At 40.8% G+C, this 15,582-nt stretch carries 16 protein-coding genes; 2 read left to right on the top strand and 14 right to left on the bottom strand.

Annotated elements, in window-relative coordinates; genetic code table 11:
- Positions 1 to 2 precede the first annotated feature (2 nt).
- On the bottom strand, positions 3 to 374 hold the full coding sequence (gene rbfA / locus KXQ82_RS18695) for a 30S ribosome-binding factor RbfA (RefSeq protein WP_219490103.1): 372 nt from the start codon (positions 372 to 374) through the stop codon (positions 3 to 5).
- Between the two features lie 220 nt (positions 375 to 594).
- On the opposite strand from rbfA, the gene KXQ82_RS18690 reads away from it, so the two are divergent.
- Positions 595 to 1,290, top strand: coding sequence for a hypothetical protein (locus tag KXQ82_RS18690; protein ID WP_219490101.1), 696 nt, complete (start codon positions 595 to 597; stop codon positions 1,288 to 1,290).
- Here KXQ82_RS18690 and KXQ82_RS18685 read toward each other — a convergent pair.
- From KXQ82_RS18685 to KXQ82_RS18640, 10 genes are all read right to left on the bottom strand, one after another.
- On the bottom strand, positions 1,287 to 2,369 hold the full coding sequence (locus tag KXQ82_RS18685; RefSeq protein WP_219490099.1) for an alginate lyase family protein: 1,083 nt from the start codon (positions 2,367 to 2,369) through the stop codon (positions 1,287 to 1,289). The genes KXQ82_RS18690 and KXQ82_RS18685 overlap by 4 nt on opposite strands.
- A 47-nt stretch (positions 2,370 to 2,416) precedes the next feature.
- Positions 2,417 to 3,601 (bottom strand): GTPase HflX, encoded by a 1,185-nt coding sequence (gene hflX / locus KXQ82_RS18680; protein WP_219490097.1) that lies wholly within the window; start codon positions 3,599 to 3,601, stop codon positions 2,417 to 2,419.
- Positions 3,602 to 3,946: 345 nt separating this feature from the next.
- Positions 3,947 to 4,570 (bottom strand): hypothetical protein, encoded by a 624-nt coding sequence (locus KXQ82_RS18675; protein WP_219490094.1) that lies wholly within the window; start codon positions 4,568 to 4,570, stop codon positions 3,947 to 3,949.
- 569 nt (positions 4,571 to 5,139) lie between these two features.
- On the bottom strand, positions 5,140 to 5,397 hold the full coding sequence (locus KXQ82_RS18670; protein WP_219490093.1) for a type II toxin-antitoxin system RelE family toxin: 258 nt from the start codon (positions 5,395 to 5,397) through the stop codon (positions 5,140 to 5,142).
- Positions 5,390 to 5,587: a RelB antitoxin-like protein gene (locus tag KXQ82_RS18665; protein WP_219490090.1), complete on the bottom strand. Its 198-nt coding sequence runs from the start codon at positions 5,585 to 5,587 to the stop codon at positions 5,390 to 5,392. Before KXQ82_RS18665 ends, KXQ82_RS18670 begins: the two co-directional genes overlap by 8 nt.
- Before the next feature lie 49 nt (positions 5,588 to 5,636).
- Positions 5,637 to 6,419 (bottom strand): indole-3-glycerol phosphate synthase TrpC, encoded by a 783-nt coding sequence (gene trpC / locus KXQ82_RS18660; RefSeq protein WP_219490089.1) that lies wholly within the window; start codon positions 6,417 to 6,419, stop codon positions 5,637 to 5,639.
- 117 nt (positions 6,420 to 6,536) lie between these two features.
- A complete protein-coding gene (locus KXQ82_RS18655) occupies positions 6,537 to 7,109 on the bottom strand; it encodes an anthranilate synthase component II (RefSeq protein WP_219490087.1) in 573 nt (190 codons plus the stop codon).
- Positions 7,110 to 7,117: 8 nt separating this feature from the next.
- Positions 7,118 to 8,548 (bottom strand): anthranilate synthase component I family protein, encoded by a 1,431-nt coding sequence (locus tag KXQ82_RS18650; protein ID WP_219490086.1) that lies wholly within the window; start codon positions 8,546 to 8,548, stop codon positions 7,118 to 7,120.
- A gap of 294 nt (positions 8,549 to 8,842) precedes the next feature.
- Positions 8,843 to 9,283, bottom strand: coding sequence for a cytochrome B (locus KXQ82_RS18645; protein WP_219490084.1), 441 nt, complete (start codon positions 9,281 to 9,283; stop codon positions 8,843 to 8,845).
- A 49-nt stretch (positions 9,284 to 9,332) separates the two neighbouring features.
- Positions 9,333 to 10,511, bottom strand: coding sequence for an anhydro-N-acetylmuramic acid kinase (locus KXQ82_RS18640; protein ID WP_219490082.1), 1,179 nt, complete (start codon positions 10,509 to 10,511; stop codon positions 9,333 to 9,335).
- Positions 10,512 to 10,594: 83 nt separating this feature from the next.
- Here KXQ82_RS18640 and KXQ82_RS18635 point away from each other — a divergent pair, with 83 nt between their 5' ends.
- On the top strand, positions 10,595 to 11,719 hold the full coding sequence (locus KXQ82_RS18635; RefSeq protein ID WP_219490081.1) for an acyltransferase family protein: 1,125 nt from the start codon (positions 10,595 to 10,597) through the stop codon (positions 11,717 to 11,719).
- Here KXQ82_RS18635 and KXQ82_RS18630 read toward each other — a convergent pair whose 3' ends face one another.
- The 3 genes from KXQ82_RS18630 to KXQ82_RS18620 all read right to left on the bottom strand — a co-directional run bounded on the left by KXQ82_RS18630 (position 11,720) and on the right by KXQ82_RS18620 (position 15,340).
- Positions 11,720 to 13,447, bottom strand: a complete 1,728-nt coding sequence (locus tag KXQ82_RS18630; RefSeq protein ID WP_219490080.1) for a T9SS type B sorting domain-containing protein — start codon at positions 13,445 to 13,447, stop codon at positions 11,720 to 11,722. It abuts the gene before it with no gap.
- A 202-nt stretch (positions 13,448 to 13,649) separates the two neighbouring features.
- Positions 13,650 to 14,102, bottom strand: coding sequence for a PepSY-like domain-containing protein (locus tag KXQ82_RS18625; RefSeq protein WP_219490079.1), 453 nt, complete (start codon positions 14,100 to 14,102; stop codon positions 13,650 to 13,652).
- A 380-nt stretch (positions 14,103 to 14,482) separates the two neighbouring features.
- Positions 14,483 to 15,340, bottom strand: a complete 858-nt coding sequence (locus tag KXQ82_RS18620; protein WP_219490078.1) for a sigma-70 family RNA polymerase sigma factor — start codon at positions 15,338 to 15,340, stop codon at positions 14,483 to 14,485.
- Between the last annotated feature and the right edge of the window lie 242 nt (positions 15,341 to 15,582).

The raw sequence follows: 15,582 nt of genomic DNA, 5'->3' as shown, positions 1-15,582 counted from the left end.
AACTATTCGTCGTCTTTCTGGCGCTCCTCTTTGCTTATCTTATCAAATATCTTATCCATGCGCTCAACATACTCGCTGGTATCATCAATAAAAAACTCCAGTTGAGGGATAATACGCACCTGATCTTTAATACGCGCACCAAGTTTATAACGGATTTCGGATGCGTGCAGCTTTATGGTTTTAAGCGCTTGCTGATTATCAATATTATTAAAAAAGCTTAGGAATATGCGCGCCAAAGCCAGATCGGGGGTTACCCTAACTTTGGTAATAGTTACAAGTGTGTTTGGCAAAAAGCTCATCCCCTCGCGCTGAAATATTAATGCCAGGTCTTCCTGTATTACTCCTGCAAATTTTTGTTGACGTTTTGATTCCATAGTGCGGTGATTTAGCGGGCGATAAATTTTCAAACACACGTTTAGTGGTGCTTGATACGATCGTCACAATAATAAAGATTATCCTGAACATTTAGTTTTCGAATACATAAAAAAGGTAATTAAAAAGATAATTAGTATAATTATGGCAATTATGCGTTTTAGCAAAAAAATACGTTATTAAAAACGTTTAACTTTAGTTTATACAATACTGATAGAATAAGTGAAAAGGCTTGGTTTTATAATTTTACTCTTAATAAGCTTCATAACTGCAAAAGCGCAAAGCGGCGATACGTACAGCTCGTTTAGCATTGGTGGTGGTTATGGTTCTACTACAGTGTACGATTATACCCTTGCCCCCATAGATAAATGGGCCGTTAACGGTACCTTAAGCTATAACATTACCCCATTTTTTACCCTTACGGGCGAATTGCAGGTAGGCCGGTTTGAAGGAGGCGACCTTACCGCTTTCAATATGAAGTATTTTCAAAACGTTTTTGCCGCGGCTATTTTACACGCCGATGTGCAAGCCGGCGAACTGATAGATTACTCGCGCAGCGATTTTTTATATGGCTTAAAAGATGTATACATGGGTACCGGTATCGGTTTTTTACAAAACTCCATCAACTTTATCCAGCCATTTTTTCCAAACTCAAATAACCAGTCGTTTTACCCTATTGTTATTTCGTCAACCAATGTATTGGTGCCTTTAACCTTAGGCTACGATTTCAAGATCTATAACGGTTATGATCAACCCCAGATACGTATCGATGTAAGCTATACATCCAACGCCGTTTTTGGGCAGGCTATTGATGGTTACATTACCGCTGCTCCTGTAAAGTTCTATTCGTACCTTTCGGTAGGCGTAAAATTCGGCTTTGGCCCTGCTAAATTATACCGTAAGCCTATCCGTTACTAATTCTGGGTAATTTTATTCCAAACCAATTGCCACTCGCTGTAATCGTCGGTTGCACTTTTCACTTTCTTTATGATCGCTATATATTGAGGATCAAAGTAAGCTGCTTCGGCTAAGCTTTTGATTCCGTTTTTCGGGTTAAACAAAGTTCCGGCAACGTAATCTTTTTCTCCATTTGCAGCACGTTTTTTATCAAACAACACAGTAGAGTTTACAAACTCTCCATGGGTTTTTTCGCCGGTAACATAAGGCACAAACCACTCGGTTGATTTTTTGATGGAGGAGCCCGAAGGTGAAACCATGCTGTAGTAATCAACCCCGGTAGCGCGTTTTAAAACAATAGCCAGTTTAATTAACGGTTCCAGATCATAAGCGTGGTAATGCAGAGCATCGCGCAGTTTAAAATCAACTCCCGAGCCATCAGCATATAAATTTACTTCTACCTGTTTTTTGATACCATCAACAACAAATTTTTGATAGCCGGCATCATCAATAGCATAAGCAATTTCGGCAATTACCTTTAAGCGATGTGAGTGCCAATTATTGTAACCGGTGGCTTTTTCGGGTTTAAAGGTTTTTATCTCCGCATCGGCAACCTGTTTAAACCAAGTAGTTATCAAAGCATTTTCTTCGGGCTTTAAATTAGCTTTTACCATATCATATGCTTCAATAGCATCATCCATATTGGTATCGTCAATCGGGTCGCCCCTTCCTTTGTTCACTTTTGCCCATGCGGTTAAATAACTCCTTAAATTTTGCAGGTAGCTTTTCTCATTCTCCACCTTATAGCAAATAGCCAGGGCATACATTTTACGCATATCGCGCAAAGCGGCAATAGTTGCTATTTTTTTAAGATGGCCCTGCAATAAGCCTTCCGTACGGATGGTATCTATCGGGTTCGGGTTTTCATTCACCGCCTGATCGGCCAGTTTAAGATAGCTGTCGTAGTATTTCTTCGCGTCGGCATCGGTACTTATCAAAGCTTTAAAGCTTTTTATGCCTTTATCGTTCAAGCCCACATACTGGGCCCTAGCCATAATAGCGCACAGCGCAAACACGGTAAAAAGGAATACTCTTTTCATTTCAGGTTATTTGGTGAACTGGTTAGAGGGGGCAAACCCTCAATGGTTTAATACAAAAGATTATCGTATGGATACCTTTTGGTATGGATATCTTTTGCGTAATGATACAGCATCGCCCTAAACTCATCAACGTTCTCCTTCTTTAGTGCCGATATAAATATCGCCGGGCTGTTATTTTTCGCCATCCAGCTGTGTTTAAAATCTTCCAGCGTCATTTTTATTTCGGGTTCACTCGGGTCAGCCGGTATTGGCTGATAAGCATCTATTTTATTGAATACCGTGATCATCTGCTTATCTATTACGCCAAGCTCTTTCAGCGTTTCATTAACCGTACGCATCTGGTCTTCAAAGTTAGGATGTGATACATCTACCACGTGGATCAGGATATCCGCCTCGCGCACTTCGTCCAACGTCGATTTAAAACACTCTACCAAATGGTGAGGCAATTTGCGGATGAACCCAACCGTATCTGATAGCAGGAAAGGCAAATTATCGATCACCACCTTACGCACCGTAGTATCCAGCGTAGCGAACAGCTTGTTCTCGGCAAATACTTCCGATTTGGATATCATGTTCATGATAGTTGATTTACCTACGTTGGTATACCCTACCAGCGCCGCACGGATGAGTTGCCCGCGGTTTTTACGCTGTGTTTCGTTTTGGCGGTCTATCAGTTTCAGTTTCTCTTTTAGCTGCGATATTTTGGTGAGGATGATACGCCTGTCCGTTTCTATCTGCGACTCCCCTGGCCCCCTCATACCAATACCACCCTTCTGGCGCTCTAAGTGAGTCCACAAGCGTGTTAAACGTGGCAACAGGTACTGCAACTGCGCAAGCTCCACCTGGCTGCGTGCCTGCGATGTTTGCGCCCTTGCAGCGAAGATGTCGAGGATGAGGTTATTCCTGTCCAATATCTTCACACCCAATTCATTCTCAATATTACGCAATTGCGAGGGCGACAGGCCATCGTCAAAAACAACAATGTCTATCTCTTCTGCCTTTACATAATCACGTATCTCTTCCAGCTTGCCCGTACCCACAAAGGTTGAGCGCTCCGGGCGCAGCATTTTCTGGGTAAAAGTCTTCACGGTAACACCGCCCGCCGTCATCACCAAAAACTCAAGCTCAGCCAAATATTCCTGTGCCATTTCGGCTGTCTCGCTGGGTGTAATTACACCCACAAGCACAGCGCGTTCCTGCTTCACAGCAGTATCATAAAATTTCTGTTTCATTAAATCGTATTCTGTTTACAAAGGTAAGCCTTTGTTTTTTATCATTTCCACAATCAAAAATCAAACCACATGGGTAAATATGGGTATATTTAAGATTCTTAACCGGGATTATCAAACTCTGAATTAAGCCACTCTATACTCGCTGGCGCAAGTCCCCATTATGGCTGAAAATTCCGCAGCATTAAGCCGGGAACACATGGGTATTTATGGGTATTTTCACATTTTATTTAACAGGCAATTTGCCTTTTTTTCGATTTTATCAATACAAATTTAAGGATTTTCATTTGCAAAAAAAGAAATGGCATTATAATATTACAAAAGAATATTCTATATATAGAGCGTTTCTTAATTTAAAGCACCCCAAAAATTAAACTCTTTAAGCGTAGTGATCCTACCCACAGCATCATTTTGAATGGCAACGATCATACCATGACTCAAGCCGCTAATAGCCCCATTCATCCTATCCATCTTTAATGATATATTTCCGCAGCCAATGGTATCGTTCCGAAGTATCTGATGTTTTAGCAAAATATTCAGGTCAATAAATTGATTATGAATATCATCAAGTTTCCTTTTTTGAGTATCATAAAAATATAACCTCACCAAGTCTTTCCGTTTAGTAATATTATTATTCCATTTACCTAATTCATTAACATACTCAAGCCAATATTTTTGCTTAACCTCCTCTTTGTAATTATATAAGCGACTATTATTTACAAGTAGGGCACTGTATACTCTCGAATCCATCCCCGAGGTAACATCTTCAAATATCTCTTTAGCAACCTTTCTTTCCGATTCGATCATACTCAACTTATAATTGTTATAGTTGGTTTTTGATTGAAAGTAAAAACTAATAAATGTCCCCACCACGCCTGTTAGGACAAAGCCAATGATCAGTAAAATTACTTTTTCATAAAATTCGCGATTTTGTTTGCCTTTATCGTTCCCGGTTGAATTTGCAGTGGCCATATATATAATATTAATTACATAAATATATATAATATACTATTCAAATAAAGTACAAAAAATCTCACAACCCGTTTACAAAATTCCTGTATCGCTGCTTCTGGATCTTCCTCGTTCCTAAAGTTCTGATCTATCAAAAAGCTATTAAAGCGTCCTGTATCTAAAAAAATGAAATATCGGATTTGATTATTTTTATCTCAAAGTCTCTCTTCCAGTAAAATGTTGTATCGAGTGTGTAAAATAATACCATCAGAACCAAACAGCCTGCAGCAAAAACATAAAGTGTTACCGATAACCATCTGTTAAATCTTACAGAAACAAATTTGTTTATGACAAGGAATATCAGTAAAACAATAACAAAATAAGTCGACAGGTCAAAAATAAATTCAAGGATAAAAAAATTGACAGCCATTGAGCTGCCCCTATTAGGGCCGGTGTAAAGTAGTGGAAATCCGGTTAAAACCGAATCCGGGCATCCACAACTTCGGCAAGAACAACTCTCGAAATAGCGAAAAATGACACCATTGCTAATGGGAGTACAAAATTCAGGATAAGCTTTTTTACTTGATTCACTATAGGTAAATATCTTTCCGATGCCCTAAATCAATTACATCAATCAGCAACATATGATCAAAAACCTCATAGATAACACGATAGTTACCAACCCTTATCCTATAACTATCCCGTCCCTTTAGCTTTTTATATCCATTAGGTCTTGGTTCATTTTCAAGATTATTAATAGCATCAATAATAGGCTCAGCAATTTTATCTGAAAGTTTATCAAGTTGCTTTATTGCTTTTTTAGATAAGCTAACAACATATTTAGGCATTTTTCGCTTTTCTTGATTTTAGGTAATCAGTAAAAAGCATTCGTGCGCCGTCGTCTTCCTTTTTTGCTTCGTCATACATACGAACATCATCGGCGTCTTCAAGCTCACTCACCAAAGCATTATAATCGTCAATCGGAAGAATTACAGCGGTTTTATGTCCCGCTTCGTCTACTATAAATTGGGTTTTCATAATATTGTTCTTATACAAATTTACTCATCCTTTATATCATATCCAAACCTCACAGCCCCTTCACAAACTCTCTTATCGCCGCTCCCGGGTCCTCTTCCTTCATAAAGTTCTCGCCTATTAAAAAGCCATTAAAGCCTGCGGCTTTCAACTGCTTAATAGTTTCGGTATTGCTAATGGCGCTTTCAGATATCTTTAAAAATTCCTGCGGGATATGCTCGTACAGATCGAATGAGGTTTGTACCGATACCGTAAAATCGGCCAGGTTGCGGTTGTTCACGCCAATGGCGGTCAGGTCGGGTGCTATGCTGCGCTGCAGTTCTTCCAGGTTATGCACTTCCAGCAATACGTTCAACCCTAAGCTTTTCGCGAAGCCTGACAGGTGCTTGATCTCAGCCGGTGTCAGTATCGCCGCGATGAGTAAAATAATATCCGCTCCCCAGGCTTTGGCTTCCAATAACTGGTACTCGTCTATCATAAAATCCTTGCGCAGCAACGGCACCTGGTTTACAGCGCGGGCAGCCAGCAGATCGGCCTTTTCACCCATAAAAAAGTCGGTATCGGTCAACACAGATATGGCCGAAGCCCCTGCCGCGGCATAGGCCGTGGTAACATCTTCAACCTGTACCTTATCGTTAATAATACCTTTTGAGGGCGATCTGCGTTTAAACTCGGCGATAATCCCCGTACGCTCCGGTGCCAGCAAAAAATTGCGGAAAGAATAGGTATCCCTACTGAATAATGGCGAAGCTTCCAGTTCTTTTACACTTACATTGGCTTTAGCCGCCGCTACCTCTGCCTTTTTATTGATTACTATTTTATCGAGTATGTTCATTGTAATAGACCGTCATTGCGAGGCACGAAGCAATCCTAAACTATGCATTAACGCCAATGCATGTTGGTTATCTGCCTATCGATGATTGCTTCGTACCTCGCAATGACGCATTTATTTTTATTTGTTATTTATCCAATTCGCCATCATTTCCTTACCATGCTCCGTCAGCACCGACTCCGGGTGGAACTGCACACCACGCACATCCAGTGTTTTATGGCTCAGTGCCATTATCGAGCCATCCTGCTCATCAATAGCTGTTACCTGTAAACTATCAGGTAAGCCATCTTTTGATACCACCCAGCTGTGGTAGCGGCCTACGTTAAACACATCCGGCAAGTCCTTAAACAATTGCTCCCCGCTATCGGTCACCTTAATTGGCGTGGCAATACCATGCATCGGGCGGCTCAGGTTATGCAGGCTCCCGCCGAAGGCTTCGGCAATGGCTTGCTGGCCTAAACACACACCAAAAATACTTTTGGTAACCGCATAGGTTTTTATCACATCAAGCAATAAGCCGGCTTCTTCGGGCACGCCCGGGCCCGGCGACAGGATGATCTTATCAAAAGCCTCCACATCGGCCAATTCAAATTTATCGTTCCTCCATACCTCGCACTCCAGGCCAAGCTCATTAACCAAATGCACCAAATTGTAGGTGAACGAATCGTAATTATCTATAATTAATATTTTCATGGTTCTGTTTAGTTGGCTATCTCAACAGGCGCGTTTATGGTTTCCGCCATTTCGAGCGCTTTGCGTAGGGCCGCTATTTTGTTATTTACTTCGTTCTTTTCGTTTTCGGCAATCGAATCAGCTACTACACCTGCACCTGCCTGGTAATGCAGCACATTGTTCTTGCTCAAAAACGAGCGTATCATTATGGCATGGTTAAAATCACCGTTGAAACCCAAATAGCCTATGGCACCGCTGTAAAAACTGCGTTTGGTCTTTTCATTTTCATCGATAATTTCCATCGCGCGGAATTTAGGCGCACCGCTCAGCGTTCCTGCCGGGAAGGTATCTGCCACAATTTTGAACGATGACACACCCTCTTTCAGTTTACCACTTACGTGGGATACCAAATGGATCAGGTGCGAGTAATACTGCACTTCGCGGAAAGCCTGCACATGTACACCCTCGCAATGCCTGCTCAGGTCATTGCGGGCGAGGTCAACCAACATCACGTGTTCGGCCGCTTCCTTCGGGTCATTCTGTAAGGTAATCGCTTGTTTCACATCATTTTCGTCATCGCCGGTACGTTTTATGGTACCCGCTATCGGGAAGATGCTTGCCGTGCGGTTTTTAATGGTGATCTGCGCCTCGGGCGATGAACCGAAGATCCTGAAATTGCCATAATCAAAGTAAAACAGGTACGGCGACGGGTTGATCGATCTTAGCGCCCTATACACATTAAACTCATCACCCAAAAACGGTTTTGAGAATGCCCTTGACGGTACAATCTGGAACACATCGCCACGGAAAATATGTTTCTTCATCTTCTCCACCATATCCATAAACTCCTGGTCTGTCAGGTTTGATGTTTCGGGGCCGTTGCTTTCAAAACTGTACTCCGGGAAGTTTTTATTTTTGATGAGGTACTCTACTTTCTCCAGGCCTTCGTCCGTTGCCTCGCCGTACTGGTTCTGGAAAATATACAGCTCATTCTTAAAATGATCTATCGCGATGATGTAGCGATACACATGGTACTGCATCGTTGGAATAGCTGTAGGGCTATCTTCAACCTTTTTCAATTTGATAGTTTCAAAATGCTCCACCGCCTCATGTGTAAAATAACCGAACAAGCCGTTCGATATCATTTTCAGTTTGGTGTCCTCGCTTTCAAAGGCTTTAATAAAACCCTCTACTTCATCTATCAGGTCGAAGCTTCCTTCGGCGCTGGTTTCAACCCGGCCATCGGGATATTTCTTTTTTAGTTCACCTTCATTCAGTACCAACCCGGCTATCGGCTCGCAGCAAACGTAACTCATGCTGTTCTCTCTGCTATGATAGTCCGAGCTTTCCAGCAGCAGCGTGTTCGGAAACACATCGCGCAGGCGCAGGTATATGCTTACCGGGGTAGTGGTATCGGCCAGTAGCTTTTTGTATGTAGTGTTTAATTTATATGTTGTCATTTATTTTTTGTGCTGTATCCTAAAGTGTATAAAACAGAAAAATCCGGTCAATTGGGAATTGCCGGATCTTCTATTAGGTTTAAAATTGTTAGTTGGCCATATGGTCAATAACATTCCCGGCTACCATTTTACATGGCGCCACCAGCTTTGGCTATGGGTGTTTTTGAACATTGTGGATGCAAATTTAGAAACATTTTTGAATAAACAAATTAATTATAAAAATAATTAAGTGTCAAACTTACACTAAATATTGGTATTTACCCTATAAAATCTATAGGAAAGTACGTTTTTAGCTTAACTACCTATTAATGGCCTGTGGCTTTGCACAATAGCGGCAATAACAACAATCAGTGCCAGTCCGTAAAATATCGCTACAGCGCGGTGCTTACCTTCGGGCACTAATATTTTCTTTGAGCGGCTGTGGCCAACTGTTACCAATATCATTGCAAATATCATCATTGATATGTGTTCAACAGTCCAGTAGCGCAAGTCGGGATCTTTCATCGTTTCTTTGGCAAACTTTACTAAAGGGCTCAGGAAATACAGTATCAATCCAAACAATATTTGGGTATGAAAAGCGATCATCGAAAACAGGTTCACCTTGCGGTTTCCGTCTGTATAAGGCTTTTTGCCAAGCCAGCCATACAAGGCCTGCAGTATCGCCACCAAAACCATAACCAATACCACATACCTGAAACCGGAATGCAGCATTTTAACTAAGCCATAGAAATCCATATCTAGCGTTTTTTTATTGTGCGAATATACAAGAAAATTATTGCGTGCTTTATGTAGGGAAGCTAAACTTACCCATTAATACTGCCGGGTTTTTACCTATGGTAAGCGGGTTGCCACATAAAGCCTCATTACCCAATAAGGCAAATAAAATAGCCTCTTTCGCATCAGGCGGAATGCCCAACTTATCGGTTTTATTAATTGAGATACCGGGCAGTAATTTTTCCAACTGCTGTATCACAAAAGGGTTGCGTCCACCGCCACCGCTAATAAACAGCTGAACGCCAGCACCATAACTCAACACTGCCTTTGCAATAACATGAGCGGTAAAAGCACTGAGGGTAGCAATGATATTTTTAGCCTCAATATGCGCAGTATCTGATTGCTGCCTTGCTTTTCCAAGGTACTCAAGGTTAAATAATTCGGGGCCTGTAGTTTTCGGCAATTCTTCTTTAAAAAACGGGTGTGCTAAAAGCGCGTTCAATAAAGGATGATTCACTTGGCCGCTAAAAGCAATTTCAGAGTTCTTGTCGTAATCGCGGTCAAAATATTTTTTGCAGGCAGCATCTATCAACGTATTCCCCGGGCCTATATCACTACACATTACCCTACGCCCATCACCATCTGCAGGCAAATAGGTAAAATTGCTGATGCCGCCTATATTCATTAACACCCTGTCTTCTCCCCGTTTGCTGCCCAAAATATAATCGCCGTAAAGGGCTAGCGGTGCGCCCTCGCCACCTGCAGCAAGGTGCTTTTGCCTGAAATCGCTAATGGTTAATATCCCTGTCTTCACCGCAATATGGTCGCCATCACCAATTTGCAAGGTACTGTTCGGATACTTATCCTGCCCATGCAAACGTTGTGGCGCATGATAAATGGTTTGGCCATGACTGGCAATATAATCAACCTCATCTTTTCCAACTGCCCAGCTTTTTAATGCTTCATTAACCAGGCGGCCATGGTAATCCCCTATGTATTCATTCAGCATGCACAGCTTTTCAAGATCGACTGTTTTACGTGCAAATACCTGCCTCACCTCGTACTTAAAATCGTTGTTATAATCTACAGTTTTAAATTCCAGCAGTTCGAAAGTAGTTTTTAAACCATTCCCGCTAAATTTACAAAGTGCGATATCCAAACCATCCAGCGATGTGCCCGACATGAGGCCCACACCAATGCGCTTTTGTTTTTGTGCCGTTTTAAATAATGTTTCGAGGTTGACGTTCATCCATCCAAATATAAAAAATTAGTGCGCGCAGTAATCATGACTTAAAAAATGTTAGTTTTAGATTACCGTTTTACAAACCGTTAATGACCATACAATCTAATAAACGCCTGCTCTCGCTCGATGTATTTCGCGGTATTACTGTTGCTGCCATGATATTGGTAAATAACCCCGGCGATTGGGGCCATATTTATGCTCCAATTGAACACTCGGAGTGGAACGGCTGTACCCCTGCTGATCTTATTTTTCCTTTCTTCCTGTTCATTGTTGGCGTATCTATTGTATACGCTATGGAAAGTAAAAAGGCCGATACAGCCCTGCATAAAAAATTAGCACAGGGTGTATTAAGGCGGGCATTTATTTTGCTGTTCTTAGGTTTACTTTTTTCTGGATTTCCATATTATGATCTACACACTATTCGCCTTACGGGAGTTTTACAACGCATAGCGCTTGTATTTGCAGCTTGTGGCCTCATCTATATTTACACCGGTAGAAAAACACAGTTATGGTTATTCTTTATCTTCTTGATAGCTTATTACCTTATCATAAATTTTGTGCCCGTACCCGGTTTCGGGCCAGCCAACCTCGAAGCTAAAACCAACCTTGGTGCCTGGCTCGACAGGACAGTATTAGGCGAGGCCCACCTCTGGAAAGAATCGAAAGTATGGGACCCGGAAGGCTTACTGGGTACATTGCCTTCGGCAGCTACAGGTTTATTCGGCATATTAATGGGTACCTGGCTAAAACGCACAGACCGAAATGATACGGTTAAAGTTGCATGGATGTTTGGTGTTGGTGCACTGGCTATTTTGGCCGGGGTAGTTTGGGGCAGGTTCTTCCCCATTAATAAATCGTTATGGACAAGCTCATACGTGCTTTATACCGGTGGATGGGCAACCATTGCCTTAGCCTTGCTATACTGGATAACCGATGTGCGGAGCTATAAAAAATTCACAACACCTTTTGTAGCTTACGGCGTGAACGCTATTGTAGTTTACTTTTTTTCGCAACTGATGGCCCGCTCTATGAATATGATACCTGCTACCCTAAACGGAAAAAGCACCAGTTTAAAAGGTTATCTGTACGAGAGTTTTTTTGCGCCTTACTTTTCGCCCATAAACGCGTCACTCGCTTTCGGCTTGGCATTGGTACTTTTCTGGTTAGGTATTTTGATGATAATGTACAAAAAGAACATCATTATTAAAGTTTAGTTATCGCACCAGGGTAATTACCCCGGCTTCGTGCACCAGCGACCTATCATAAGTATTCGTTCCGTTAAAAACCCAATAATAGCTGCCTAACGGTACCGGCTTGCCTTTATAAGTACCATCCCAGGTGGTAGTGATATCTGTGGATGAGAATACTTCTTTGCCATAGCGGTTAAATATTTTCAAACTTTTAAAAGCGCCATAGCCTTTTATGCTGATGCTAAAATTATCATTAACGCCGTCACTGTTCGGGGTAAAAGTATTTGAGCCTGTAACTACCGGAGGAGGAGGAGGATAAACAAACACAAATACGGGGATAACGGTATAACAGCCATATTTTGATGTCGCTTTAATATAATATGAACCTGTATAATGCATGTTTTCAAAATCTTCTATCGGATTTTTTAACAGCACATCATAGTAATACGAATATGTTAGTTCCGGGTCATGTGTAAATGTTTCAGACAGATCAACCGGGGTGGGATATGTAACTGGCTTGGGGTTAGTAACCTTTACAATAGGATTGCTGATAATAACTTTTATGGGCAATATATTTGAACACCCATATGGATTGGCCCCTTTGATATAATATGTACCATTGGTTACAGCACTGGGGTTTGGCAAAAAATTCAGGCCATCCGGATCTGTATAGTAGGTGTATATCAGGTTCGCATCGCTGCCCTGTGTTACCTTCGCGGCAGTAAGGTCATACGTTGGTTTATCGGGGCATTGTCCAACCGAATCGAGCAGGACAAAATTAAAAGGCGCATTGATAGCGTTGATGGTGGCCGTCATGGTAACGGGGCAGCCCAGGCCGGCATACGGTATCATTTGTAAACCTATTACTGTTTTATCGGGCGGTACGGGGTTTAGTGTAAAAGGGTTACCCGTAGCTAATAACTTACTAAAATCTGCGTTATACCAATTATATTCACTGTAACCTCCAGGAGCATATAGCTTTGTCCCTTTTTGATCGATACAATAGTTATTACCTGTAATGGAAGAGCCACAAGGTTCGCTCACATCTAAATAAGCGTAACCAAAATGCCCTCCGGGTTGGCAACACCGTGCAGTAAATTCCAACCTGATGGTTTTGCCGGCATAGCCACGCAAATTTATACTTGATGATGTCCAACCTTTATAATAAACAATACCTCCGGGCATAGCCTTTGGTGGAGGAACTACCGAAGCTTCAAAGCCTGGTAAACTTGCGCCCGAGTTAAATGAAAAAGAAGCGCAGGTAATGTACTGGTTTGCTTCTACATCGTATATCTGTGCCGAAAAGAGTGGCTTTTTAGTATCCGGAGAATGCGTTAAATCGTCTTTTGAGGCTACATCTTGCAAAACTGCTGCCCAATTATAAAAAATAGTATAATCAGTTTGATTGGCAGGAACCACAAAAGTATATGATATGCGTTCGGCTATGCCGGGAGTTTCATTATTACCTAATTGTACAGAGTAATTACTACCGTTAGGGCACAACCTGGGGAAACCACCATATTGATCATTACCAGGATTGTTCGCTTTGCTGAATATCTGCTGCCTGCCTATAGTTGGTACAGAATTGGTGTGGGTTAAGCTTAATGAGCCATCATCGCGCGAAACTGTGCCATAATAGCATTCCCAGCCTGTAAAGTCGCCTTTCTCAAAACCAATATTAGGCGGGCACGTTTGTGCTGCCGCTTTTAGCGTAACAAATAAAATGAACAGCAACAGGTACTTATTCATCATAGTTTAGCAATAATAGGTTAAAGATCAGTACAGCAATTATATACTAATATACGGTTATATTATGTGTATAGTTGCCAAACAAATTATTATTAAACAACTTACAAAGTATTGAGGTATAACTATAAAAACTAAAAATTATTGCACAAAAAAAATCCTGCATAATTGCAGGATTTTAAAGTTTTCAGTAAGAATATTTAAACGATTATTGCTCGTTGATGATGGTTCTGATAACGCGGCCATCAGGTGCCATAATTACTTTGGCAATAGCGTTGTTTTCATCTTTCAGGCTTAGTTTGTAAGAAACCCTTCCTTTTTCAACTATCTGGTCAGCTTCTTTTACTTCCAACTCTGGGAAGTTCTTTTTTACGCCACCAAATACATCAGCAGGAATGCTTGTTAAAGGTAAACCAAATTGTTGTGATACAATTTTACCGTTTTGATCGTAAACTACCTCGTGTGCAAATTTCTCTACGCTAAATGTAGCTTTAAATTGTTTGCCGTCTTTCTCCCAATCTACTTTAGAAAGGTTAGGGTACTTTGCAGAAAAATCCTGGTTGATATCAGCAGGTAAGTCTTGTGCACCTATATATTGCGCTTTTGCATAAAATCCAAATCCTAAAGAGAATACAGAAATTAGAATTAGTAACTTTTTCATAATGATAATGATTTAATTATTTTAATACATTAATTTCAATAGCAAAGGTACTTAATTATATTATTATCAAAAAATTATTTTAATTTATGTAAATATTTTAAATAAACATCCAAATGATTACAATTTTTTAAATACCTTTTGGTATTACAGTAATATTTTATCAAATTTTCAACATTATGACGCATTATCCTATCAATAGTTTAACTGATTGACTTTAATTTTAATACATTTTATGTAACATTTATATAAACTAAGGTCAAAAAATCATTAATATACCTTTCGGTATTTAAATAAACAGAAATAATACCTTTCGGTATTTAGACAAGCAAAAAAAGAGGGAGAATATTATCCTCCCTCTTTTAAATATGGTTGCGTGTATATTATAAGTAAGACTGTAACAGGTTGCTTCTTGACGTGTGGCGTAGGCGTTGTAATGCCTTATCTTTTATCTGGCGAACACGCTCGCGGGTAAGATTATATTTCTCGCCTATCTCTTCTAACGATAACGGGTAGTTATTACCTAACCCGAAGAACAATACAATAACTTCGCGCTCACGCTCAGCTAATGTTACTAACGAACGCATGATCTCTTGCGATAGCGATTCGTCCATCAGGAAATCATCAGTACCCGGCTCGTTATTTTGCAATACATCTAACAATGTATTCTCTTCGCCCTGTACAAACGGTGCATCCATTGATACATGGCGGCCAGAGTTACTTAGCGAATCTGATATTTTATCTTCGGTAGTTTCCAATATATCAGCCAGCTCAGCTTGCGATGGCTCACGCTCATACTGCTGCTCTAACTTTGAAAAAGCCTGGCGTATTTTGTTTAACGAACCTATTTGGTTTAAAGGCAAACGCACAATACGAGATTGCTCGGCTACAGCCGAAAGGATAGACTGACGGATCCACCATACGGCGTATGATATAAATTTAAAGCCCTTGGTTTCATCAAAACGTTTTGCCGCTTTGATAAGGCCCAGGTTACCTTCATTAATTAAATCGCCAAGGGTTAAGCCCTGGTTTTGATATTGTTTAGCAACAGACACAACAAAACGGAGGTTAGTTTTGGTTAAACGCTCTAAAGCGGCCTGATCTCCCTCCCTGATTTTTTGTGCCAGAATAACCTCTTCATCAGCGGTTATCAAATCTACTTTGCCAATCTCGGTCAGGTATTTATCAAGCGACTGAGATTCGCGGTTAGTAATGGATTGGGAAATTTTGAGTTGTCTCATTTTTTAAAATATATTGAATAAAAGCATCCGGCTACGATTGCTGTACAATGTAGTCAATTACTTTGTGTATACGTACACTAACAGAAAAATTATATTTTAATTGCAAATTAAATTTATAACTGTTGTTATTTGACACAATACTGAATAACCGCATAATTAATTTAACGGATGCCGGCATTTATCGTGTCTGCTTGAAGTTAAACCAATACAGAGCGATATTGTTTCGAGGCGCAAAGGTATGC

It is taken from the genome of Mucilaginibacter rivuli, assembly GCF_019391655.1.
Classification (GTDB): Bacteria; Bacteroidota; Bacteroidia; order Sphingobacteriales; family Sphingobacteriaceae; genus Mucilaginibacter; species Mucilaginibacter rivuli.
The sequence above is the reverse complement of the archived record's forward strand: the minus strand, read 5'-3'. Positions and strand labels throughout refer to the sequence as shown.

Bases quoted from the DNA above. Each gene is read 5' to 3' on its own strand.
- rbfA (WP_219490103.1), bottom strand. From the start codon at position 374: ATGGAATCAAAACGTCAACAAAAATTTGCAGGAGTAATACAGGAAGAC.
- KXQ82_RS18685 (WP_219490099.1), bottom strand. From the start codon at position 2,369: ATGAAAAGAGTATTCCTTTTTACCGTGTTTGCGCTGTGCGCTATTATG.
- hflX (WP_219490097.1), bottom strand. From the start codon at position 3,601: ATGAAACAGAAATTTTATGATACTGCTGTGAAGCAGGAACGCGCTGTG.
- KXQ82_RS18675 (WP_219490094.1), bottom strand. From the start codon at position 4,570: ATGGCCACTGCAAATTCAACCGGGAACGATAAAGGCAAACAAAATCGC.
- KXQ82_RS18670 (WP_219490093.1), bottom strand. From the start codon at position 5,397: ATGCCTAAATATGTTGTTAGCTTATCTAAAAAAGCAATAAAGCAACTT.
- KXQ82_RS18665 (WP_219490090.1), bottom strand. From the start codon at position 5,587: ATGAAAACCCAATTTATAGTAGACGAAGCGGGACATAAAACCGCTGTA.
- trpC (WP_219490089.1), bottom strand. From the start codon at position 6,419: ATGAACATACTCGATAAAATAGTAATCAATAAAAAGGCAGAGGTAGCG.
- KXQ82_RS18655 (WP_219490087.1), bottom strand. From the start codon at position 7,109: ATGAAAATATTAATTATAGATAATTACGATTCGTTCACCTACAATTTG.
- KXQ82_RS18650 (WP_219490086.1), bottom strand. From the start codon at position 8,548: ATGACAACATATAAATTAAACACTACATACAAAAAGCTACTGGCCGAT.
- KXQ82_RS18645 (WP_219490084.1), bottom strand. From the start codon at position 9,283: ATGGATTTCTATGGCTTAGTTAAAATGCTGCATTCCGGTTTCAGGTAT.
- KXQ82_RS18640 (WP_219490082.1), bottom strand. From the start codon at position 10,511: ATGAACGTCAACCTCGAAACATTATTTAAAACGGCACAAAAACAAAAG.
- KXQ82_RS18635 (WP_219490081.1), top strand. From the start codon at position 10,595: ATGACCATACAATCTAATAAACGCCTGCTCTCGCTCGATGTATTTCGC.
- KXQ82_RS18630 (WP_219490080.1), bottom strand. From the start codon at position 13,447: ATGATGAATAAGTACCTGTTGCTGTTCATTTTATTTGTTACGCTAAAA.
- KXQ82_RS18625 (WP_219490079.1), bottom strand. From the start codon at position 14,102: ATGAAAAAGTTACTAATTCTAATTTCTGTATTCTCTTTAGGATTTGGA.
- KXQ82_RS18620 (WP_219490078.1), bottom strand. From the start codon at position 15,340: ATGAGACAACTCAAAATTTCCCAATCCATTACTAACCGCGAATCTCAG.